Below are 21814 nucleotides of genomic sequence, written 5' to 3' on the forward strand. Positions count from 1 at the left end.
CAGACAGCGTGTGCAATTAAGTGCGGCATTTTACGGGAAACGTTGCCTAACGCCAACTTGTGCGACCCTGCTTCCTGCCGATTAGTGAGTAAACGGTGGCAATTTAATCAATGGATTGGCTCATATGTCTCTCGGTTGTTATGTGGTTGTTGCCTGCTTTGGTCATTTTTCGTGGCGTGGTCGCTGCTTTTTGGCCTGAATTATGGTCTCACGGTTTGTTAAATCGGAAAAAAACTGACCTGACGCAATATCTACCGTAGTAGCCCTATCCATAATGCCTTTCAGGGTTCAGGGGGCATAGATAAGATGGATAAATTACTCGACAGATTTTTGAATTACGTTTCATTTGATACACAGTCTAAATCCGGCGTTCGGCAGGTGCCGAGCACCGATGGTCAATTGAAACTGGCGCGTGCGTTGCAGCAGGAACTGCTCGAACTGGGATTTGAACAAATCGCATTGAGCAAACAAGGTTGCCTGACGGCGACGCTGGCGGCGAATGTGGCCTGGCCCGTTCCGGCCATCGGCTTTATTTCACATATGGATACGTCACCGGATTTTAGTGGCAAAAATGTGAATCCACAGATTCTGGAAAACTACCGCGGTGGCGATATTGCCTTGGGTATGGGAGATGAAGTGCTGTCACCCGTCATGTTCCCGGTACTGCACCAGTTACTGGGACACACGCTGATTACAACAGATGGCAAAACGCTGCTGGGAGCGGATGATAAAGCGGGGATCGCTGAGATTATTACCGCGCTGGTACGATTGAAAAAAAGTCAGCTACCGCACGGTGATATTCGTATTGCCTTTACGCCCGATGAAGAGATTGGCAAGGGCGCGCAGTTTTTTGATGTCAAAGCGTTTAACGCACAGTGGGCCTATACCGTAGACGGTGGTGGTGTTGGTGAACTGGAGTATGAGAATTTTAATGCTGCATCGGTTCAGATAAAAATCGTAGGCAACAATGTGCATCCCGGTAGCGCCAAAGGCGTGATGGTCAATGCACTGACGCTGGCCGCTCGCTATCACCAGCAGGTGCCAGAGAGTGAGTCACCGGAGCAGACGGATGGCTACCAAGGGTTCTATCACCTCCACAGTATGAAAGGTTCTGTAGAACGGGCAGATCTACACTATATCGTCAGGGATTTTGACCGTAATGGCTTTGAGCGGCGTAAGCAGATGATGCTGGATATTGCTGAAAAGGTCGGCGCGGGGCTGCACCCGGATTGCTATATCGAAGTTACGATCGCCGATACCTATTACAACATGCGTGAGCAGGTTGAACAGCACCCGCATATTATCGCATTAGCACAGCAGGCGATGCGGGATTGCGATATTGAACCGAATATGAAACCGATTCGTGGCGGTACTGACGGCGCACACCTGTCATTTCAGGGGTTACCGTGCCCGAATCTGTTTACTGGTGGCTATAACTATCATGGTAAACATGAATTTGTCACGCTGGAAGGGATGGAAAAGGCGGTTTCCGTGATTATGCGCATTGCCGAGCTGACGGCGCTGCGCGCAAAACCGTAAGCGTGCCTATTTTGCAGAGATGAATAAGGCGGGAACACCCCGCCTTATCGTTGTACGAACGGCTATCTTCGTTTTATCTTAATCCGCGAAGTACCAGTAACCGCTATTAATCAGCACGGTGAGCTGTGCGAGGAAAGAGGGATCGTCCAGTGCATCGCCCAGCCGTTCCGCATCAATAGTCGTGTGCTCAGCCAACGCAAACAGCGCCGCTTTGTGCGTACTGTTCACTTTTTCCCCGTTAACGAAGCAGCTATCGCCAACGCAGATGACCCGCAAGCCACCTAAACGGCGCAGCGGTTCACCTTGTTGCAGATAGTCATACACTTCGCCTGCCTGATAAGGTGGCTCCGGCGGTGAGAGATCGAGCTCGTGACGGGACTGGGAAATAAATTCGCCAAACCAGTTCTGGAAATGCTCCGGCTGCTGCACCAGATCCAGCATCATTTTTTGCAGCGCATCCAACTCTTGCGGCAGTACGCTGGCGATATGATCGCGGGATGGAACATCAGGGTCGCTGTAGCGATAGCTGCCGAGTTCGCGGGAAAGGACATAATCCGCAAAGCCGCTGACCAGCTCGCGAGCGTTCGGTGCTCGGAACCCGACCGAGTAATTCAGCGAGTTTTCCAGTGAATAGCCTTCATGCGGGAAGCCCGGTGGAATGTACACAATATCACCCGGCTCCAGTTCTTCATCAATAATGGCCTCAAACGGCTCAACCTGAAGCAGGTCTGGATGCGGACAGTGCTGCTTCATCGGTATTTTTTCACCGATGCGCCAGCGGCGACGTCCCGTTCCCTGAATAATGAAAACATCATACTGATCCAGATGTGGCCCTACGCCACCGCCGGGAACGGAAAATGAAATCATCAAATCATCGGTGCGCCAGTCCGGCAGTTGTCGAAAGGGCTGCATCAAGGCGGAAGAGGGCTCATGCCAGTGATCGACGGCCTGCACCAACAGCGACCAGTTACTTTCCCCCAGGTGGTCATAGCTCTCGAAAGGACCATGGCTCACCTGCCAACGTCCATTCTGATGGCTGACGAGTCGGCTATCTACCTCATTTTCCAACGCCAGACCGGCGAGTTCGTCAGGCGAAATTGGGTCGATAAAATGTGTGAAACCGCCTTTAATCAGGAGCGGACGTTTTTGCCAGTAGTTCGCTAAGAAATCCTGCCAGTCGAGGTTAAGCTGATAGTCCATACCGTTTTCCAGAAACTTGTTTTTGAGGAAATGACTGTTCTTGAAGACATGATTTTTCTTGAAATAATCAGTATTTTAAAACAATCCGCATTGTGGCAATAAGTATAGTGGAAGCATCGTGCGCTGTACCGCCTTTCACCCCTCGTTCTGACTAAGGTTCTGGCGTGAAAAAATAGCTTCGACACGGGCACCGCCCAGTGCGCTGTCGCTGATGAGGATCTCCCCCTGATACTGCTCGATAATTTCAACAGCGACGGCGAGGCCGATGCCTTGTCCCGGACGCATGCGGTCGGCGCGCTGTCCACGTTGGAAAATGACCTCACGCTTGCTTTCAAGAATGCCGGGCCCGTCATCATCGATAATCAGATGCAGTTTATGATCGGAGTGCTGCACGCTAATTTCGACAAATTCCAGGCAGTACTTACAGGCGTTATCAAGGATATTTCCCATGACTTCCATGAAGTCATTCTTCTCGCCCACGAAGGTCAACTCGGGCGGAATATCGAGCGTCAAGGCGACGCCCTTACGCTGGTACACTTTATTTAACGCGGAACATAAGCCATCCAGTAATGCCGGAACTGAATGGACTTCGCGTATCAATAGATTATGTTCGGCGCGTACGCTGGCACGATGCAGGTAATACCCTATCTGCTGTGAGATACGACTGATTTGCGCCAACATGATGGGTTCAGCCTGATCGATAGTGATCTCTTTACCGGTACGCAACGCGCGTAACGTGGTCTGCAAGACCGCCAGCGGCGTTTTCAGGCTATGGGTGAGATCGGTGAGCGTTGTACGGTATTTATGGTAGCGCTGGCGTTCGTTGTTCAGCAGAATATTCAGGTTTTTTACCAGGCTGAACAATTCGCGCGGCGGATTTTCATCCAGTTGATCGCGCGTGCCTTTTTCTAATTCAGCGATCTGTTTTACCAGATGCTGAATGGGGCGCAAACTCCAGTGGGCACCAAGCCAAAGCAAGGGAAGCACCAGCAGGAGATTAGCGATCAAAACATAGCTGAACCACTCCCACACTACGTCTTCCTGTTGCAGTTCCTGTGGGATACGGTCGACCACCACAATGGTGATGGAAGGGAGATGCTCGGTCTTCGGATAAACGTTTACGGCGATGGAGTGCGTTAAGGCATTGCTTTGCGTACCATTCAGTGCTCGCAGGCTGCTTAACAGCAAAGTATTGCCCGTTAAGACCGCACTGCTGGTATCCGTGTCAGTATCTAATTCATGGTAGGCCGTTTTGTTCAGCCATTCGGATTTTATTAGCGCTTCCAGTTCTGGGACATGTTTTTCGCGCCAGAGCATATTGCCATGCTCATCATATATCAACACCAGAGTGGGGAAGTTGATGTCAACGTCGGGCGGCGTAACGATATTCAGTTGGTTGTCGCGCCACTGTGCGAGACTGTAGTAAAGGTTGCTCTCGCCACGTAATAGGCGGAATGACGTTTTATCGAAGTTGACGCTATAACCGATAATGGCGACGACGCCATAAGCTAGCGACAACGCCAGCACAATGGCCGCTGTCGCAAGTAAAAAACGAATGCGAAGCGAGAAGGGTAACTTCTTATCGGTATCACTCATACCGAACCTGAGGGAGTATCAATATCAAAACGATATCCTTGTCCACGTACGGTAGTAATCACATCCGGCGCATCGGCTTGTTGAATTTTCTTGCGTAGTCGTCCCATCAGCACATCAATGGTATGACTTTCCCGCAGCTCTGCATCTGGATACAGCTGTAGCATCAGGGAATCTTTGCTAACGACTTTACCTTTGTTGCGAATCAACGTCTCGATAATGGTGTATTCAAACGCTGTCAATTTGATGGGAGCGCTGTGGATCACCAACTCGCGACGCGACAAATCGACCTCAAAGGGCGGTAGGCTGATGATTTGTGATGCCAACCCGCTGTTGCGCCGCATCAGCGCCTGCAAACGTGCCACGACTTCTTCCATGTGGAAGGGTTTAGTGACGTAGTCATCCGCACCCGCTTCCAACACGGCAACTTTGTCTTGCCAACCCTCGCGCGCAGTCAGCACCAGAATAGGCAGCTTGGCCTGATTGGCTCGCCAGCGACGGATCATGCTCATACCATCTTCATCGGGTAACCCGAGGTCGACAATAGCAATGTCCGGCATGTTTTCATGAAGAAAGTAATCCGCTTCTTTAGCGTCAGAGGCGGCATCGACCTGATGCCCCATTTCATTCATCTGAACGGTTAAATGATGGCGTAGTAATACATTATCTTCAACGACCAGAATCCGCATCGTTATATCCTCTGTCGAATAGATAGGAGCATATTTATAAAAATACTTTTATGCACCTAATCTTTCACGAATGTCTCTCCCGCATATCAACATTATACGCAGAGAAAGTAATTTATTTTATTTGCTAAATTATCCACAGGAAGGGTAAACCGGGTATAAACGGGCTGGAAATGGTTGGTCTTAAGGGAAACTGGCGGGCAGGGTACCCGCCAGAGAACGGTCGAAATTTGTTTGAAAACGCTTATTTCAGATCGTCGACCATCGCGATAGCACGGCCGATGTAGTTGGCTGGTGTCATGGCTTTCAGGCGCGTTTTTTCCGCTTCCGGTAAGGCAAGGCCATCGATAAATTCCTGAATACCGGCAGCATCAACGCGTTTGCCACGCGTCAGCTCTTTCAGTTTCTCGTACGGTTTTTCAATGCCGTAGCGACGCATCACGGTTTGGATTGGCTCTGCCAACACTTCCCAGTTGTGATCCAATTCGTCAGCCAGACGATCGCGGTTCACTTCCAGTTTGCTGATGCCTTTCATCGTGGCCTGATACGCAATCAGTGCATATCCCACGCCGACGCCCAGATTACGCAGCACGGTAGAGTCAGTGAGGTCACGCTGCCAACGGGAAACCGGCAGCTTGCTAGCCAGATGCCCCAGAACGGCATTCGCCAGACCCAGGTTGCCTTCTGAATTTTCGAAATCAATCGGGTTAACTTTATGCGGCATGGTGGAAGAACCGATTTCGCCCGCAATAGTTTTCTGTTTGAAGTGATTCAGTGCGATGTAGCCCCAAATATCACGATCAAAGTCGATCAAAATCGTATTAAAACGCGCGATGCAGTCGAACAACTCGGCGATGTAATCATGCGGTTCGATCTGCGTGGTGTACGGGTTCCAGTTGATGCCCAACGATGTGACAAATTTTTCGCTGAACTGATGCCAATCGACTTCCGGATAGGCTGCCAGATGGGCGTTATAGTTACCGACAGCACCATTAATTTTGCCCAGAATCTCAACCTGTTGCAGCTGACGATATTGGCGCTCCATACGGTAAGCGACGTTAGCAAACTCTTTACCGATGGTGGAAGGTGTGGCTGGCTGACCATGAGTACGGGAAAGCAGTGGAATATCGCGGTATTCCTGCGCCAGTGTTTTCAGCGCATCAATGATTTGGCGCCAGTGCGGCAGAATGACATCGCGGCGAGCGGTATCCAGCATCAGCGCGTGAGACAGGTTGTTGATGTCTTCTGAAGTACAGGCGAAGTGGATAAATTCGTTGACGGCGTGTAGTGCTGGAATCGCAGCCACTTTTTCTTTCAGGAAATACTCAACGGCTTTCACGTCATGATTGGTGGTGCGCTCGATAGTTTTAATTCGTGCTGTATCTTCTTCGCTGAATTCGGCGACAATTTTATCAAGGAAAGCGTTTGCGTCCGCGTCAAATGCAGGAACTTCCTGGATCTCTGCACAGGCCGCCAGTTTTTGCAGCCAACGTACTTCAACCTGCACACGGAATTTCAGCAAACCGAATTCGCTGAAAATGGTGCGCAACGTGCTGACTTTATCGCCGTAGCGTCCATCAATAGGGGAAACGGCGGTCAGTGAGGATAATTCCATCGCAAGCAACTCCTGAGATTGGTTTCAATAACGATTAATTTCAATAAGAACGATTAATATCAATAAGGGCGATTGATTCTCGCGACGCTGGCGTTAGTCATACCAGCGTCAGCCATAGCGGCAAGAATACCATTAAACGGACGTGCAACGTGCCAATATCTGTTTTGCTTCTTTGACCAACTGACTGCGTGAAAACATCAGTTGCAAGCGCCCGCCGCCAATCTGCTGCCAAAGCACGACAGAACGGATACCAGCCAATAGTGCAGCACGCACTTTAGCCTGCACCTGACTGTTCTGTAGCACCTCCGGTGAGCCGGTAACCTGAATGCGTGGCCCCAGCGTACTGATGACGTCCACGTAAATCGCGGCTAGTGCGCTAACGATCGTTTCGGAAAGCAGCTCGAAATGTTCCAGTTGTCGCTCCAACTGCCCGATACGTTTGCCTAATTCGTCCAGCGAGGCAGATTTCGCATTTAGCTTACGTTCCAATGCAATCAGACTGAACGCATAGCGTGATAATTCTGCACCCGCGCCTTTATTACTGCTGGTATTCAGAATACCTAGCAGCGTTTCCACCCCCACTTTCAGGTTTTGCTCATCATTGCCATAAACGGCAAGTGTGGACGCTGGATTGAGGTTTAACACGCTGTTCAGCGAGGTATGCAAAACATCGTTATTACAGTTACCCGTATGGGCCAACTGTTGGACTAAATGCGCCGATTGGCAAACGCCGGCTAGCGCCAGCGTGATTTCATAATAATTCTTAGCCACGGTTACTCCTGTAAGCGTTCTTCGATGATACCGCCACCAAGGCACACGTCGTCCAGATAAAAGACGGCAGATTGACCCGGTGTCACGGCGGCGACAGGTTCATCAAAACGTACGGTAATGCGATCGTCGCCAAGCGGCGTGACGGTGCAGGGGATGTCCGCCTGACGGTAACGCGTTTTTACTGTACAGCGTAGTTCAGCGGTGAGTGGCTGGCGGTCGACCCAGTGCAGTTGCTGCGCAATTAAACCATATGACATCAGGCGAGGGTGCTCATGACCCTGTGCGACATACAGAATATTGTTGGCGACATCTTTATCCACCACGTACCAAGGGTCTTCGCCACCGTCTTTGACGCCGCCAATGCCTAATCCTTTGCGTTGCCCCAGCGTGTGGTACATCAGACCCTGATGTTGTCCCATCGGTTTGTTATCATCGACGGACAGAATTGGCCCCGGTTGTGCAGGTAGATAGCGTGCCAGGAAATCGGTGAATTTACGCTCGCCGATAAAGCAAATACCGGTAGAATCTTTTTTCTTCGCAGTTGCCAGCTCAAGTTCTTCGGCGATTTTGCGAACCTGTGGTTTTTCCAGTTCACCGACCGGGAACAGGCTCTGTGCGATCTGTTCGTGACCCAGCGTATAAAGAAAATAGCTTTGGTCCTTATTACCGTCCATTCCACGCAGCAAACGGCTTTTGCCGTCAACATCGTGACGGCGGACATAGTGGCCTGTCGCGATATAATCCGCCCCAAGATCCTCGGCAGCGAATTCCAGAAAGGCTTTAAATTTGATCTCTTTATTGCACAGGATATCGGGATTGGGGGTACGACCCGCTTTATATTCTTCAAGGAAGAGTTCAAAAACGTTGTCCCAATATTCAGCGGCAAAATTGACGGTATGTAACTCGATACCCAGCTTGTCGCAAACGGCCTGCGCATCGGCAAGGTCTGTGGCGGCTGAGCAATATTCGGTGTCGTCATCCTCTTCCCAGTTTTTCATGAACAGGCCTTCAACATGATAGCCCTGTTGCTGTAACAGGTAAGCGGAAACGGAGGAATCAACACCGCCGGACATACCGACAATCACTTTTTTCTGGCTGTTATCTGACATGGGAGTCTCACGAACTGAATTTACTGACGCATTGATGCGAAAAACAAGCGGCGCATTTTAGCATGTTGAACTGAGGGCTGCATCGCTATTCCTGCCGTGAGCTGGTCAGGCCATTCACGGCAGGTTAAAAAGGCGGATGCTTAAAAAGGCCAGTTAAACGCGCCCAATAAGGCTAGCGGGTAGCGCTCTGGCTGCTGATAGCAGCGAATACTTTCAGCCACTAGCGGTGAACGAAGGTGGCGAGAATGCAAAATTTCCTCGGCGGTCACCCAGCGACAGCATTCGATATCGCTGTCGTGTGGTTGGGTGTCGACTCTTGTAGGAAGATCGAGCGCGAAGCAAAAACGTAAAAAGGGTGTGTTGTCGGGCGCGATCCATTGATGGAGGCGTAAGAAATTTTGTGGTGTGGCCTGAATGCCCGTTTCTTCCCACAGCTCACGGCTTGCCGCCTGAATCAGCGTTTCGTCGGCTTCCAAATGACCCGCAGGCTGGTTCCATAATAATTTGTCGTTAATTAACTCTTCGACGACCAGAAAATGGTTTTCGGCCTGCACGACGCAGGCAACCGTGACATGGGGTTTAAACATCCGCTATCTCCTTCCATTCTCCTGGTAACAGGCTTTCTACGATTTGATTGGCCATGCCGTATCGAATCAGACGCAGGGTAGGATACCCGATATTCGCCGTCATACGACGGACTTGTCGATTACGGCCTTCATACAGCGTGATTTTTAGCCAGCAGTCAGGGATGCTTTTACGTTCACGTATGGGCGGATTGCGCGGCCACAACCAGTCAGGTTCTGGAACGATCTCCGCGCCTGCGGGCAGCGTTTTGCCGTCATTCAGTTCCAGACCAGTACGAAAGCGCGTCAGCGCGGCGTCATCAGGAATACCTTCTACCTGAACATAGTAGATTTTGGCCGTTTTTTCCGTTGGTTGGGTGAGACGTGCCTGAAGCTTTCCGTCATTGGTGAGAATCATCAGACCTTCGCTGTCGCGGTCCAGACGCCCAGCGGCGTAAATACCGCTAATCGGAATGTAATCTTTCAGCGTGCGGCGTCCGGCTTCATCAGTGAATTGCGGCAAGACATCGAAGGGCTTATTGAACAAAACAATCCGACGCGGCGCATTGTCAGGTTGCCTTTTTCTTGCTGGCTGTGAGCTGAATCGTTTAACTTTGTGATTTTTAACAGGGAATTTATTCATCATCTTTATAGTCGCGGGTAACAAAAGCATTATACTCGAAATGGTTTGCGATTGGCGCGGGCTAAATATTCAAGTAGTATTGACACGCATCTTACAAGTCATTAACAAAATTGCGCTCGAAGGAGAGGTTAATGGAAAGCAAAGTAGTTGTACCGACAGAAGGTCAGAAAATCACGGTTGATGCTCAAGGCAAACTGGTTGTTCCGAACAATCCGGTTATCCCGTTTATCGAAGGTGACGGCATTGGTATCGATGTAACGCCTGCCATGATTAACGTAGTAGACGCCGCTGTGAAGAAAGCCTATCAGGGCAAGCGCGCGATTTCCTGGATGGAAATCTATACGGGTGAGAAATCCACGCAAGTTTACGGTAAAGATGTTTGGCTGCCGGATGAAACACTGGATTTGATCCGTGAATATCGTGTAGCGATTAAGGGCCCGCTGACAACGCCAGTCGGTGGTGGGATTCGTTCTCTGAACGTTGCGCTGCGCCAACAGTTGGATCTGTACGTTTGTCTGCGTCCGGTACGCTACTACGAAGGTACACCTAGCCCGGTTAAACAGCCTGAGCTGACTGACATGGTGATCTTCCGTGAAAACGCCGAAGACATTTATGCGGGTATCGAGTGGAAAGCGGGTTCTGCTGAAGCAGACAAAGTGATCAAATTCCTGCGTGAAGAAATGGGTGTTAGCAAAATCCGTTTCCCTGAGCAGTGTGGTATCGGTGTGAAACCGTGTTCCGAAGAAGGTACCAAACGTCTGGTTCGCGCGGCGATCGAGTACGCGATTACCAACGACCGTGATTCCCTCACGCTGGTGCACAAAGGCAACATCATGAAGTTCACCGAAGGCGCGTTTAAAGACTGGGGCTACCAGTTGGCGCGTGAAGAATTCGGCGGTGAATTGATCGATGGCGGTCCATGGGTGAAGATTAAGAACCCGAACACCGGCAAAGATATCGTGGTAAAAGATGTTATCGCTGACGCATTCCTGCAACAAATTCTGCTGCGTCCTGCTGAATATGACGTGATCGCCTGTATGAACCTGAACGGTGACTACATTTCTGATGCACTGGCAGCACAGGTTGGCGGTATCGGTATTGCTCCGGGTGCTAACATTGGTGACGAGTGCGCATTGTTTGAAGCCACGCACGGTACGGCACCGAAATATGCCGGTCAGGATAAAGTGAACCCAGGTTCCGTTATTCTGTCTGCTGAAATGATGCTGCGTCACCTGCAATGGTTCGAAGCAGCTGACCTGATTGTTAAAGGCGTTGAAGGCGCGATCAAGAACAAGACCGTGACTTACGATTTCGAACGTCTGATGGAAGGCGCTACGCTGCGGAAATGTAGCGAGTTCGCGCAGGACATCATTGACAACATGTAATCTGCTCTTTAACGCAGGTTATAATGATGGGGGCCAATTCTGGCCCCTTAATTTTCCCTTAAGCTCCTTTCCCCAAAACTATCCTGTTTTGTATTAACCACCGTTGGCTTTGTCCGCTGTGATTAATGGCCAATGCTCTGTGAATCGGGAATGAGCCGGAAGTACATGTGTTCGGGAATCGGGCTGTCCCAGCCTCCGGTATACATTGCGAAACCGATCATGCCGAAAAGGATACCGAGTACCAGTACGGTCATCGTAATACCGGACAACGCGGTTTGTCGCCATAGCGGTTTTGCTGCGGAACTGCTTTTTTCCTGCGAACCTGAAGGTTTCATCAATGAAAAATGGAGCGTCGATGCCACCGGGCAGGATTCGACGCAGGTCATGCAGGCTGTGCATTCTGCTGTTCTCACCTGAATCAGTTTATCCACCGGGATGTTAGATGGACATGCCTTGGCGCATTTGCCACAGTCGATACAGCTGGTGGCGTTACGACGGATCTTGAAGGGAGACAGCAGCGAAAATACGCCTAAGAGTGCGCCGTAAGGACAGAGGTATCGACACCAAAAATGGCGAATAAACAGGCTGGCAAACATAAAGAGAAAGATACAGACCAGCGTGATGGTGCCGATATTGCGAAAGAAACCGAGCATTTTAACGTCGGCGATCAAACCATAGGGTGACATCAGAAACATATAGATGCCCTGAGCTGGCATCGATAAAGCGATATAGAGGAAAAAGCTTAATAATAGATATTTCAGGCTACGCAGCGGAATATCTAGCCACTTGGGAAGAGTGAAGTGACGTCCAAACAGTTTTTTCCCCAATGCACCCACCCACTCCGAAATCGTGCCAATAGGGCACAGCCAAGAGCAAAACGATTTCTTCAGCAATAGGCTGGTGAGAATAAAGGCGAGAAGCAATAGCATTGATGCAAGGTGGATAGGGGGAAGATTGCCCGTTTCCCATGTGAACTTAACATTCATTAATCCGGCAATCGGCAGCCAGCCCTCAATACCGCCTGGCCTTGACATATAAAAGCTTGTACCGCCAGTTTCAAAATAACGCACCCAAAAATAGAAAGTGACGCCGATATAGATGTTGATCGTCATTAGTAGAATTTGTGTTGCTCTGCGCCAGGTCAGGGTGTTGCGCCAGTCGTTCCAAGGAAGTTTGCCACCCGTTGTTCCGGGACGACGCTGCCACCGTTTTCTTGCTTTCTCACTCATTGCTCTCAATTGCCCCCATTTATTTTTTTCACTCGGTGCATTCAGCGCACCGAAGGGATCGTGAAGCAACGTTATCACGCTCTTAGCGGTTAAAAATTGATTTATGCATTGTAAATGCATGTTTGTTTTTTAGCTGATTTCGTTGAATAAGAGGATTGGAACTAGTTTGCTCGCTATAGCCTGACTGGATATCGTATTGGAAGGGGTTTCTAAGGTTAAACGTTGGAAATAATAGGATGAGAACAAAATGCACTCATCCTATTAATTACCTTGCGGTATTATATTTTAATATATCTTTCATATTTCAAACAGCGTGTGTTGGTTGGTGTCAGCGTATAGAAATATTTTGCTGCATTTGCCTCAATTCGGATGATTTAGATTTTTTTTCTTAAAAGAAGAGGTTGTTGTACTTATTAAATCATCTATTTCATTTTTTTTAATTTATCACCTTTTAATTACTCCGAAAATTGTTGTTTTGCCTGCAACTCCTCTTTTCTCATCGTTCTGACAATTTTATAAATCCATTGCAGTGAGACATTATATTTTTTGGCCAACGCGCTGTGATTACGGCCGTCGAATTCTTTATAGATTTGAAGGTCGCGTTGAGACGCGCGCCAGGATATTCCCATCGGGAAATAAACGTTTTGTCCGCCCCATACGCTCATCATATGTTTGGCAACGGCGTTGCCGACTAGTTCGGCAGTTTGTGGATCTAACTCTGTGACGTTTTTGACCGTGTCGGCAACATGTTGAGAAAGTTCGACCAGAAGTTCAGGACCCTTACTGCGAAATTGTGGCTCAGTCATAAATCACCTTATCCTTAAAGAAAATAATTACTGTTTATGTGAGAGTTCGAGTATTGCTATCCGAGGAATAACAACCGCGTTATGTGTTCATTTAAAACTATAGTTGTTTTCATGTCAACATCTTTAGTTTTAATTCAGGTTGTTTTTGGTTGTAAATCGAAATGGCAGCCTGTGAGGCTATACGCCAAAAAACTCGATGGAGGAGTAAAAAATCCCGCCACAGGGCGGGAAAGCAACACATAGACAGGAGGAATAACACAACATCAACAAGGGGTGATGAAACAATAGCACGATGATTGTATAAAACTGTGACGCGTGGGTAAGGTTATCTGGGCGAGGGTAAACGTTTTTGATGTATGAACCAAAGCCGATGCACCGGCTTTGGGGTGAGAGGAAAAAACGATAGGGCGTAAGCGAAAAATTACCTATATCGAGCTATAACAATACCGAATACCAGAACACGCGACCGATGATCTCGACCTCTGATTCGTAAGCTTCTTCATCCGCATCGCGGTTAAAGCTATGGATGACGAGAAGGCCACCAGGCTTGCGGTAAAGTTGTTTGATTCGCTTGAGTTTATCGTTGCCGCTGCCCTCCTGAGCAATGGCGTAGAGCTTTCCATCAATGATGCGTTTGTTGTTGGTATCAACGGCGACGGTGGTTCCATCCGGGATGATGGGTTCCATACTGTCACCCGCTGCTGGGAAACAAAGAACACCTGAACCGTCAGTGTTTGCGCCAACCTTACGCAGTGTTGCTTTAGAAAAACGGAGCTTAAAGCCGTTGTAATCCTCACTCTGAATGCGTCCGTCGCCGCAGGCAAATTCAATATCCTTTAAAAAAGGCACTTCCACCTCGTCCTTTGATAGTTCTGTCGTGCTGTCCCAAGCTGATACGGTGCCCCATTTTGATGTTGGCGGAATACTCGATTCCTGGAGCGATCGAACCACTCGGTCGCTACGCATTGGGCCTTCGCCATTTGCCAACCATTCAGGGCGAATATGGAGTGCATTGGAAAGCTCAACAATTTTGGTTGTCTGCGACGCTTTCCCCACCTCAATCTTCTGTATGGCGGCCTGAGATACACCAATCATGTCACCAAGAGCTTTTTGGCTAAGCCCTTGTGCAGTTCTGGCGGTCTTTAATCGTTCTGCAAGTGTCGTTTTCATTCACTCAATTTACAACCTAAGTTGTAAATTATCAAGCGGATATTAATCTTGTTTAAAAAAACCAAAGCTATGTATAGTTGGTGTGCGAGGGAAATCATAAATACAACCATGAAAACAATTTAAGTTGTTATGCCGTGCGAAAGAACTGCACGGATGTATGAGATAACATCAAAATAAACGCTATCGCCTGACTATTAAAAATCCTAATAAATGTCAGGTAGTCATAGTATCGTCTTATTTCACTCCCTAATTTGACTTAAACCTGTGTGTCATTTGATCTAAATCACAATCTGGCTGCAACCATTTTGCTTTGATGGAAATCCCGTTGTGGGAAATATAACCAATGAATTCGTTTTATTATGCATGCGCATGACTGCGTGTCGCGGAGGATGTATGTCTGTAATTCGCACGTGTTTAAGTCTGTTTGGCGGTGATACGGTAATTGTCCGGTGTGCTAATACGTTTGAAGTAAAAATGAGCAATGGTGAACAGGAAACGATGGCTGAAGCGAACAGTTATACGCAGGATTCTATTTGCTGTTATGCTGAAGGTGAAGTGTATTTAACCGTCCCTTATACGGGGGTTTGGGATGTTGTTATCCGAGCGAAGAATGACACCCCAGAGCATTCAATAACCTATTTTCCCGCCTGATGATGCCTTGGTTGGCTATATTCTGTTAATAGCTTGATAATACGTTGTCGTTATCCAGTAATAAGTATTTGAATATGCCAACCCCTCTCTTTATTTTTTGTCTTCATCACCGCACGTTGTGAGTTCATCGATAGCTTTCTATTTCGCTTTTCATCTATCATCTTAATTGATGCTTCCACTTGTTATTATTAATGATTCGAAGGGATGATAGAGTTTGAATCTTTTGCCATACTCAACATTCAGCCACTCTCTGGCGAGAAAAAGAGCCTTGGTTTACTCACGTTGGCCTGGTGTTGCTCTTGTCGTGCTCATTGCTGCAATATTTTGGATTTATAGCTAACCTTTTGTCTAATCTGAACATTAATACGATGGGAGGGGGGAACCCATGAGTCGTGCCCCAATAAGCAAAGATGAAGACAAACGTCTTGCTGCTCTTCGTGAGTATGGAGTTAAGAACGCACTGTTCGATCCGAGTCTGAGCAACCTGATTAGTCTGGCTGCCAACATTTTTAGCGCCCCCATCGTTTTAGTCTCGTTGGTGGAAGCTGAGCGTCAATTGTTTGCCGCCAGCGTAGGTGTTCCTTTTTGCGAAACGCCACGCGATATCTCTTTTTGCGCCCACACGATCTTGAAGAAAAAGATTATGGTGGTGCCTGATGCACTCAAGGATGTGCGATTCAAAAATAACCCGCTGGTTGTCGGAATTCCCTATATTCGTTTTTATGCAGGGATACCCTTAATTACGCCGTCTGGGCATGCTATTGGCACGTTATGTGTTATTGATTTGAAGCCCAGAGCAGCATTCTCCAAGCGTGATGAACACAATTTGCAGGATCTGGCGTCACTGGTCATGGACAAGCTGGAAATGCGGCGTCTGGAATTGGCGCGTAAAGCCAGTCAGGTACGTTTTGAAAATATTGCCAATACCTCGCCCGATACGATTTTGTGCGTTAATGAGAAGGGGATGATTACCTTCTGGAATGCAGCCGCAGAGAAGATGCTGGAATACAGCGATGATGAAATTATCGGCCAAAATATTAATAGCATCGTACCTGATGCCTTTATCGTACAGCTTAATCATCTGGTAACTGACCGCGATTCCCTGATGAAAGGGGTGACGCTGGAGCTGAACGTACAAGCCAAAAGCGGTAGCCGGGTTCCAGTTGAACTGTCGGTTTCTATGTGGGAAGACAATGACAATGTTAGCTATGGCGCGATATTGCGTGACATTACTGAGCGTCGGCGCAACGAAGAGCGACTGTTTTTACTGGCGCACATGGACCCACTGACGGGATTGGCAAACCGGACATTATTGACATCAAATTTAGAAACCGCGCTCAAGAATGAGCCTGCGGTCTGCATCATGATGGTCGATCTGGATGGGTTCAAGGATGTTAATGACAGCCTGGGGCACTCAAGCGGCGATGATATTTTGGTACACGTTGCCAAAAAAATAAAAGCGACAGTTCGTTCCGGTGATGTGGTCGCGAGAATGGGCGGAGATGAATTTGCGCTGCTGTTTCCGGGCCTGAGTGATAAAAGGGTCGCGGGTAAAATTGCCGAGCAAATTATTCATGAAATTTCGCAGGCAATGATTATTGACGACCACCAAATCAATATTAGTGCCAGTATTGGTGCTGTGCTGTACCCAGAATATGGCGTGACCGTGCAGGATCTTTTGACCAGTGCAGATTTAGCGTTGTATCAGGCGAAATCTGAAGGTCGGAATTGTTATCGTTTTTTCACACGCGAACTGCTTGAAGTCTTTCAGGCTAAGCATGCTTTCCAGTTAGAGTTTGTGCGAGCTTATGAGCAGCATGAATTTGAAATGTTCTATCAACCACAGGTAAAACTGGCAACAAATGAGATTGTTGGTGCTGAGGCGTTGTTACGTTGGCGCCACCCTGAGAGAGGTTTACTTGGCCCTGCCGCCTTTCTTACTGCACTGGAGAATGGTCCGTGGGCAGAACGGGTAGGGGATTGGATCGTAGAAACGGCCTGTAGGCAGGCAGCAGAATGGTGTCAGGCCAGCAATAGCTACTTCCGTATTAGTATTAACCTTTTCAGTGCGCAATTTCGTACTGGCATGTTGGCGCAAAAAATTATGGATACCCTCGCTCGTACAGGGTTGCACCCAAGCTCGCTGGAGCTTGAAATCACGGAGAATATCATTCTGCGTTACGATGAAAATATGTTACAGCCATTGAAAACGCTGCGGGATGCGGGAATCGGGATTGCGTTTGACGACTATGGGACGGGCTATGCGTCTCTCAGTATGTTGAAAAACTACCCGGTGACTCGGCTGAAGATCGATCAAACCTTTGTCAGAACGATGTGTGAATCTCCGCCGGATGCAGCGATTGTCAGGGCAATCCTCTATCTTGGAAAAAGTTTTGGTCTGGGTGTGATTGCAGAAGGGGTTGAAACGTTAGAGCAGAGTGAGCGGCTGCGAGGCAAAGGGTGTGAAGAAGCGCAGGGATATCTGTTTGGGCATCCGATGCCCGCAGAAGAGTTTACCCAGCTACTGAAGTTGAATAAACCAATTGACATTTAAGTTGTTGTACTACAACAATTTTTACTGAAAGCCAGCGCTTGCTGGCTTTCATTTTTTAACACCTTCTTCGCGTTGTTAGTAGACTAAAAAGTGGAATCTGGATCACATTTTTTCTATAGTGCTGGCTTGTAACCCAGTACCGGATGTCCCGTGCACGAAATATTTGAGATGCTCCTTGCGGTCTTTGACCGCGCCGCCTTGATGCTGATTTGCCTGTTCTTCCTGACGAGGACGCGCCAGTTCCGGCAATTGTTGCAAAAAGAGCAACATTCGCTGAGAGAGCGGGTGACGGTGACGGCCATCTTTTCACTGTTTGCGCTGTTCGGTACCTATTCCGGCATTAATGTAGAAGGGTCGCTTGTCAACGTACGCGTGATTGCTGTGATGTCCGGCGGCATTCTCTTTGGCCCTTGGGTGGGTATTGCGACTGGCATCATTGCGGGGGCGCACCGTTATTTAATTGATATTGATGGCATTACCTCCGTACCTTGTCTGATTACCAGCATCATCGCGGGTATCACTTCTGGCTACATCAATAAGAAAGTCAAAAAAGAGCAGCAGTGGAGCATCGGAATTCTGGGTGGAATGCTGTGTGAGTCGTTAACGATGTTGCTAGTTGTGGTATGGGCAACGCCGATCGAGTTAGGGCTGGATATTGTGTCAAAAATCGCAGTGCCGATGATTCTTGGCTCTGTATGTATTGGCCTGATCGTATTACTGGTACAGAGCGTGGCGAATGAAAAAGAGGTCATTGCCGCCAGACAAGCCAAACTCGCGCTGGATATTGCACACAAGACGCTGCCGTATTTCCGCAACATTAACAGTGATTCACTGACGGCCATTTGTCGGATCATTCGCACTGAAATAAATGCGGATGCTGTAGCGATAACGAATACGCAGCACATTCAGGCTTACGTGGGGATTGGAGAAGACAAATATAATATCGGTCACGATATTATCAGCCCGATGACGCAGCAGGCGATCCATGATGGAAAAATTATCATTAAAAATAATGATGAACAGCATCTAACACCGGAAATCCATTCGATGATTGTCATCCCGCTATGGGAGCATGGGCAGGTAACTGGCACATTGAAAATTTACTACCGTCACGCCCATAAAATTACCTATTCATTACGCGTGATGGCCGTTGGTTTATCGCAAATTATGTCAACGCAAATTGAAGTGTCCCGCACAGAGCAACTGCGTGATATGGCAAATAAAGCGGAACTGAGAGCGCTACAAAGTAAGATCAATCCGCACTTTCTTTTTAATGCGCTCAATGCGATTTCCTCATCGATTCGTATTAATCCCGATACGGCGCGCCAGTTGGTGATCAACCTGTCTCGCTATTTGCGCTATAACCTCGAACTCAACGATGATGCGCTGATCGATATAAAAAAAGAATTGTACCAAATTCAAGATTATATCGCGATTGAGCAGGCGCGGTTCGGTGCCAAATTAACGGTGATTTACGATATTGACGACGACCTGTCGTATAAGATCCCTAGCTTGTTAATTCAGCCGCTGGTAGAAAACGCAATTGTTCATGGTATTCAGCCTTGCCGAGGCAAAGGAACCGTGGTGCTGTCCGTTAAGGAACAGGGCGACAAACTGCTCGTCGCGGTAAAAGATACGGGTCATGGCATCAGCCAGGAAACGATGGAGCGCGTTGCGCGCAATGAGTTGCCGGGGAATAGGATTGGTCTGCTGAATGTCCATCATCGGGTGCGTTTGCTCTATGGTGATGGTCTGCATATTCGCCGTCTGGAACCCGGAACCGAGATTTATTTCTACATTCCACGAGAAGATAAAACACCGTCGGCATTGCCAGATACCGTTCTGGTGCCGTCGTCGACTTATTCTGCTGCTGAAAACAGAGGAGGCAACCCATGAAAGCCATTATTGTTGAAGATGAGTTCCTCGCACAGCAGGAGCTCAGTTATCTTATTAAACAGCACAGTGATATTACGATTGAGGCAACATTCGATGATGGGCTGGATGTCCTGAAGTATCTGCAACATAACGACGTCGATGCGATCTTCTTAGATATCAATATTCCGTCGTTAGATGGTGTATGGCTGGCGCAAAATATCAGCAAATTCGCACACAAGCCCTATATCATCTTTATTACGGCGTATAAAGAGCACGCGGTCGAAGCCTTTGAGGTCGAGGCTTTCGATTACATTCTCAAACCGTATCATGAATCTCGTATCATCACGATGTTGCGTAAATTGGAAGCGACCTGGCAACAGCGGCAAATTGCCCCAACTGCTGAAACAGGCGTGCATGCAGGTGCTCCGAGAGGTGCCCAGCAAACGATTAATTTGATGAAAGACGAACGGATTATCGTCACGGATATTAATAATATCTACTATGCTGCCGCGCAGGAAAAGGTCACGCTGGTTTATACCCGCCGTGAGGAGTTCATCATGCCGATGAATATTACGGAGTTTTGTAATCGCTTGCCGGAAGACTATTTCTTCCGTTGCCATCGCTCTTACTGCGTCAACCTGACGAAGATCCGTGAAATTGTACCGTGGTTTAACAATACCTATATCTTGCGATTGAACGATCTGGATTTTGAAGTTCCGGTAAGTCGAAGCAAGATAAAGGCGTTCAGGTCATTGATGCGTCTTTAAAGGCATTTCATTCCACGTTTCAGGCATCTCATTCCCCATTCGATCAACCACTGTCAGCCCGCTTGTATACTGACCCCAGCCCATAAGCTGACAGTGTTTTGATGGATATTCTCTTCTCCACATCAGCTTATATTTTTTAGCGTGCCGAGCGAATCGGACTAATTTTTGATGTAGGGGAAAACCCATGAATGCTAAACCTGTTAATCGGGGAGTCATTGTCCTCGGTACGATTATCACCCAAATGGGACTCGGCACGATTTACACCTGGAGTTTATTCAACCAGCCGCTGGTGGATAAATTTGGCTGGGCGCTGAGCGCTGTGGCAACGACGTTTTCAATCACCAGTTTCTGTCTGGCATTCGCAACACTGTTTGCCGGTAAATTTCAGGAGCGTATTGGCCTGCGCCGCTTAACGATGATCGCCGGCATTGCGCTGGGTATCGGTCTGATGGCAAGTGCAGTGAGTCCGTCGTTGACGTTGATTTATCTGCTGATGGGGGTGGTTGTCGGCTTTGCAGACGGCACGGCTTACATCACGACGCTGTCCAATTTGATTAAATGGTTCCCTAACCGTAAAGGGCTGATCGCGGGTATTTCGGTTGGTGCATTTGGCACCGGAAGCCTGTTGTTCAAATACGTAAACAGCTTTTTGATTGCGGAAGTCGGTGTCTCAGACGCCTTTTTCTACTGGGGAATTATCGTTATGGCGATGATTCTGGTCGGGAGTTCATTGCTGAAAGAGCCTGCTGCGGTACCCGTGCAGCAGGCTGCGGTTCAGGGATCGTCGAGTGATTTCTCGCTGGCCGAGATGTTGGCAACCAAAGAATCATATTTGCTGTTTATTATCTTTTTCACGGCGTGCATGAGCGGCCTGTATTTGATCGGGATTGTGAAAGATATCGGCGTGCAAATGGCCGGAATGGATATGGCGACGGCGGCAAATGCAGTTTCTGCGATTGCAATTTTTAATACCGTTGGGCGTATTGTGCTTGGTGCACTTTCCGATAATGTCGGACGTATGCGAGTCATTAGCTTTACGCTGTTTGTAACTATTCTTGCGGTGTCAGTGATGACTTTTCTGCCGCTTAGCCCAATTTTGTTCTTTATCTGCGTCAGTGCGATTGCCTTTTGCTTTGGTGGCAATATCACGGTATTCCCGGCGATTGTCGGCGACTTCTTTGGCCTGAAAAATCACAGCAAAAATTACGGCGTGATTTATCAGGGATTCGGTATCGGCGCGTTGTCTGGCTCATTTATCGCCGCCCAACTTGGGGGCTTTCAGGCGACATTTATGGCAATTATCATTATGTCTGTCGTCTCGCTGCTGATTACCTTGTGGATTAAACCACCTAAGCATCAACCTGTTACTGACGCAATGCGTGCGGACATGGCACATGCGCAAAGTTAATAAAATCCCACACTGACGGAATATCGCGCTGGACATGACACATGGTGTCCAGCGCGAAGCTTTACCCCTTTCCTGCTACATAATACCTTCTCTTCATCTGCTGAAATATCGCGATACAGTTCACCACTTTTATCGTCATCCACGTGTCACAGGCGAACTCTAGCGTCGTTATTGGCACGCCTTTTCCTGAAGCGGGCTTTCTTAAAAATAATTTTCTTTAAAAATAACTTTCTTTAAAAACAAAGCGTAG

Annotated in this window: 18 protein-coding genes; 7 read left to right on the forward strand and 11 right to left on the reverse strand. The window is 48.2% G+C overall.

Features of this window, described 5'->3' with window-relative positions; genetic code table 11:
* Positions 1-306 precede the first annotated feature (306 nt).
* Complete coding sequence (gene pepT, locus E2566_RS09870) at positions 307-1539, forward strand: peptidase T (RefSeq protein ID WP_107170631.1); 1233 nt, start codon at positions 307-309, stop codon at positions 1537-1539.
* Positions 1540-1617: 78 nt separating this feature from the next.
* On the opposite strand, the gene E2566_RS09875 is transcribed toward pepT, so the two are convergent.
* From E2566_RS09875 to rluE, 8 genes are all read right to left on the reverse strand, one after another.
* Positions 1618-2739 carry a ribosomal protein uL16 3-hydroxylase gene (locus tag E2566_RS09875; RefSeq protein WP_107170630.1) on the reverse strand — a complete coding sequence of 374 codons (1122 nt, stop codon included), beginning with the start codon at positions 2737-2739 and terminating at the stop codon, positions 1618-1620.
* A gap of 135 nt (positions 2740-2874) precedes the next feature.
* Entirely contained in the window at positions 2875-4335 is a 1461-nt protein-coding gene (phoQ, locus tag E2566_RS09880; RefSeq protein WP_107170629.1) for a two-component system sensor histidine kinase PhoQ, read from the reverse strand.
* Positions 4332-5021, reverse strand: a complete 690-nt coding sequence (gene phoP / locus E2566_RS09885; RefSeq protein ID WP_107170628.1) for a two-component system response regulator PhoP — start codon at positions 5019-5021, stop codon at positions 4332-4334. The genes phoQ and phoP overlap by 4 nt, the downstream gene beginning before the upstream one ends.
* 241 nt (positions 5022-5262) lie before the next feature.
* Positions 5263-6633 carry an adenylosuccinate lyase gene (purB, locus tag E2566_RS09890; protein WP_107170627.1) on the reverse strand — a complete coding sequence of 457 codons (1371 nt, stop codon included), beginning with the start codon at positions 6631-6633 and terminating at the stop codon, positions 5263-5265.
* Positions 6634-6765: 132 nt separating this feature from the next.
* Positions 6766-7404, reverse strand: coding sequence for a high frequency lysogenization protein HflD (gene hflD, locus E2566_RS09895; protein ID WP_107170626.1), 639 nt, complete (start codon positions 7402-7404; stop codon positions 6766-6768).
* A 2-nt stretch (positions 7405-7406) separates the two neighbouring features.
* Positions 7407-8513: a tRNA 2-thiouridine(34) synthase MnmA gene (gene mnmA / locus E2566_RS09900; RefSeq protein WP_014699799.1), complete on the reverse strand. Its 1107-nt coding sequence runs from the start codon at positions 8511-8513 to the stop codon at positions 7407-7409.
* 140 nt (positions 8514-8653) lie between these two features.
* Positions 8654-9100 (reverse strand): NUDIX hydrolase, encoded by a 447-nt coding sequence (locus E2566_RS09905; protein ID WP_107170625.1) that lies wholly within the window; start codon positions 9098-9100, stop codon positions 8654-8656.
* On the reverse strand, positions 9093-9719 hold the full coding sequence (rluE, locus tag E2566_RS09910; protein ID WP_165800675.1) for a 23S rRNA pseudouridine(2457) synthase RluE: 627 nt from the start codon (positions 9717-9719) through the stop codon (positions 9093-9095). Before rluE ends, E2566_RS09905 begins: the two co-directional genes overlap by 8 nt.
* 131 nt (positions 9720-9850) lie before the next feature.
* Between rluE and icd the strand changes: the two genes are divergently transcribed.
* On the forward strand, positions 9851-11104 hold the full coding sequence (gene icd, locus E2566_RS09915; protein ID WP_005968922.1) for an NADP-dependent isocitrate dehydrogenase: 1254 nt from the start codon (positions 9851-9853) through the stop codon (positions 11102-11104).
* Positions 11105-11226: 122 nt separating this feature from the next.
* Here icd and E2566_RS09920 read toward each other — a convergent pair whose 3' ends face one another.
* From E2566_RS09920 to E2566_RS09930, 3 genes are all read right to left on the reverse strand, one after another.
* Positions 11227-12333 carry a 4Fe-4S binding protein gene (locus tag E2566_RS09920; protein ID WP_107170623.1) on the reverse strand — a complete coding sequence of 369 codons (1107 nt, stop codon included), beginning with the start codon at positions 12331-12333 and terminating at the stop codon, positions 11227-11229.
* Positions 12334-12788: 455 nt separating this feature from the next.
* Positions 12789-13139: a Mor transcription activator family protein gene (locus E2566_RS09925; RefSeq protein WP_107170622.1), complete on the reverse strand. Its 351-nt coding sequence runs from the start codon at positions 13137-13139 to the stop codon at positions 12789-12791.
* A gap of 435 nt (positions 13140-13574) precedes the next feature.
* On the reverse strand, positions 13575-14309 hold the full coding sequence (locus E2566_RS09930) for an XRE family transcriptional regulator (RefSeq protein ID WP_107170621.1): 735 nt from the start codon (positions 14307-14309) through the stop codon (positions 13575-13577).
* A 393-nt stretch (positions 14310-14702) separates the two neighbouring features.
* On the opposite strand from E2566_RS09930, the gene E2566_RS09935 reads away from it, so the two are divergent.
* From E2566_RS09935 to E2566_RS09955, 5 genes are all read left to right on the forward strand, one after another.
* On the forward strand, positions 14703-14960 hold the full coding sequence (locus E2566_RS09935) for a hypothetical protein (protein ID WP_107170620.1): 258 nt from the start codon (positions 14703-14705) through the stop codon (positions 14958-14960).
* A gap of 385 nt (positions 14961-15345) precedes the next feature.
* On the forward strand, positions 15346-17514 hold the full coding sequence (locus E2566_RS09940; protein WP_107170619.1) for a sensor domain-containing phosphodiesterase: 2169 nt from the start codon (positions 15346-15348) through the stop codon (positions 17512-17514).
* A 150-nt stretch (positions 17515-17664) separates the two neighbouring features.
* Positions 17665-19410 carry a sensor histidine kinase gene (locus E2566_RS09945; protein WP_107170618.1) on the forward strand — a complete coding sequence of 582 codons (1746 nt, stop codon included), beginning with the start codon at positions 17665-17667 and terminating at the stop codon, positions 19408-19410.
* A complete protein-coding gene (locus E2566_RS09950) occupies positions 19407-20156 on the forward strand; it encodes a LytR/AlgR family response regulator transcription factor (RefSeq protein ID WP_107170617.1) in 750 nt (249 codons plus the stop codon). Before E2566_RS09945 ends, E2566_RS09950 begins: the two co-directional genes overlap by 4 nt.
* A gap of 184 nt (positions 20157-20340) precedes the next feature.
* On the forward strand, positions 20341-21564 hold the full coding sequence (locus tag E2566_RS09955; RefSeq protein WP_107170615.1) for an L-lactate MFS transporter: 1224 nt from the start codon (positions 20341-20343) through the stop codon (positions 21562-21564).
* Positions 21565-21814 lie beyond the last annotated feature (250 nt).

It is taken from the genome of Pectobacterium punjabense, from assembly GCF_012427845.1.
Lineage (GTDB): Bacteria > Pseudomonadota > Gammaproteobacteria > Enterobacterales > Enterobacteriaceae > Pectobacterium > Pectobacterium punjabense.

What these genes read in the sequence shown, in the direction of transcription:
- rluE (WP_165800675.1), bottom strand. Translation starts at nt 9,719, where the DNA reads ATGAATAAATTCCCTGTTAAAAATCACAAAGTTAAACGATTCAGCTCA.
- icd (WP_005968922.1), top strand. Translation starts at nt 9,851, where the DNA reads ATGGAAAGCAAAGTAGTTGTACCGACAGAAGGTCAGAAAATCACGGTT.
- mnmA (WP_014699799.1), bottom strand. Translation starts at nt 8,513, where the DNA reads ATGTCAGATAACAGCCAGAAAAAAGTGATTGTCGGTATGTCCGGCGGT.
- E2566_RS09955 (WP_107170615.1), top strand. Translation starts at nt 20,341, where the DNA reads ATGAATGCTAAACCTGTTAATCGGGGAGTCATTGTCCTCGGTACGATT.
- E2566_RS09920 (WP_107170623.1), bottom strand. Translation starts at nt 12,333, where the DNA reads ATGAGTGAGAAAGCAAGAAAACGGTGGCAGCGTCGTCCCGGAACAACG.
- phoP (WP_107170628.1), bottom strand. Translation starts at nt 5,021, where the DNA reads ATGCGGATTCTGGTCGTTGAAGATAATGTATTACTACGCCATCATTTA.
- E2566_RS09905 (WP_107170625.1), bottom strand. Translation starts at nt 9,100, where the DNA reads ATGTTTAAACCCCATGTCACGGTTGCCTGCGTCGTGCAGGCCGAAAAC.
- pepT (WP_107170631.1), top strand. Translation starts at nt 307, where the DNA reads ATGGATAAATTACTCGACAGATTTTTGAATTACGTTTCATTTGATACA.
- E2566_RS09935 (WP_107170620.1), top strand. Translation starts at nt 14,703, where the DNA reads ATGTCTGTAATTCGCACGTGTTTAAGTCTGTTTGGCGGTGATACGGTA.
- phoQ (WP_107170629.1), bottom strand. Translation starts at nt 4,335, where the DNA reads ATGAGTGATACCGATAAGAAGTTACCCTTCTCGCTTCGCATTCGTTTT.
- E2566_RS09950 (WP_107170617.1), top strand. Translation starts at nt 19,407, where the DNA reads ATGAAAGCCATTATTGTTGAAGATGAGTTCCTCGCACAGCAGGAGCTC.
- E2566_RS09875 (WP_107170630.1), bottom strand. Translation starts at nt 2,739, where the DNA reads ATGGACTATCAGCTTAACCTCGACTGGCAGGATTTCTTAGCGAACTAC.
- E2566_RS09925 (WP_107170622.1), bottom strand. Translation starts at nt 13,139, where the DNA reads ATGACTGAGCCACAATTTCGCAGTAAGGGTCCTGAACTTCTGGTCGAA.
- E2566_RS09940 (WP_107170619.1), top strand. Translation starts at nt 15,346, where the DNA reads ATGAGTCGTGCCCCAATAAGCAAAGATGAAGACAAACGTCTTGCTGCT.
- E2566_RS09930 (WP_107170621.1), bottom strand. Translation starts at nt 14,309, where the DNA reads ATGAAAACGACACTTGCAGAACGATTAAAGACCGCCAGAACTGCACAA.
- purB (WP_107170627.1), bottom strand. Translation starts at nt 6,633, where the DNA reads ATGGAATTATCCTCACTGACCGCCGTTTCCCCTATTGATGGACGCTAC.